Origin of the sequence: Methylobacterium bullatum, assembly GCF_014845095.1 — a bacterium.
GTDB lineage: Bacteria > Pseudomonadota > Alphaproteobacteria > Rhizobiales > Beijerinckiaceae > Methylobacterium > Methylobacterium bullatum.
The window spans coordinates 1-747 of the sequence record NZ_NKUG01000097.1; the positions used below are offsets into that span (position 1 = coordinate 1).

Consider the following 747-nt stretch of genomic DNA (forward strand, 5'->3'; position numbering starts at 1 on the left):
CGCCATTCCGGATCGCCGGTCTCCACGGCCTCGAAGATCGCCGCCGCCATGGCGAAGACCCCCGGATCGCCGCCGGACACCACCGCGACCCGGCGGCCGGAAGCGGCGAGCCGGAGCGCATGGCCGGCGCGGTCGATCTCGACGCGGTTGTCGGTGGCGTGTTTCGTCAGCCCCGGACGATCGGGCACGCGGGCGACGTAGGGGATGTAGCCGATGAGGTCCTGCGCCTGCGCCAGGGCCTCGCTCGCCGCCTGGGTGAGGAGACGCGGATCGCCCGGCCCGAGGCCAACGACCGTGACGGAGCCGGTCACGGGCGGCGCCCCTCGCCGGGCACCAGGACCATCGAGAAGTAGGGGGCGTCGTCGTCCGGCTTCTCGGCCAGCGCGATCACCTTCTCGCCGGCCATGGTGCCGCGTTCCACATAGACCGCGCGGTCGAGGAGGCCGGTCTCGGCCAGGGCGCGGCGCACCTTCGGCAGGTGGCGGCCGAGCTTCATGATGACGGCGGCGTCGGTGATGCGGAGGCGCTCCACCAGGGCGTCATGGCCCAGCGTCGCCGGGAGAATCGTCAGCACGTCGTCGCCCCAGGTGATCGGGGTTCCGGCCCTGGTCCAGCAGCCGGACATGCCGGTCACGCCGGGCACCACCTCTACCGGGAAACGGTCCTTCAGGCGGCGCCACAGATGCATGAACGAGCCGTAGAAGAACGGATCGCCCTCCGACAGGATCGCCACGTCCCGCCCGGCCC

Annotated in this window: 2 protein-coding genes; both read right to left on the minus strand. The window is 72.3% G+C overall.

The window, feature by feature from the left end:
* Window positions 1–311: SAM-dependent methyltransferase (locus MBTS_RS14725; RefSeq protein WP_342357229.1), on the minus strand; the 311-nt coding region annotated here is incomplete at its 3' end.
* Window positions 308–747: SAM-dependent methyltransferase (locus MBTS_RS14730; RefSeq protein ID WP_244973570.1), on the minus strand; the 440-nt coding region annotated here is incomplete at its 5' end. The genes MBTS_RS14725 and MBTS_RS14730, both read right to left, overlap by 4 nt.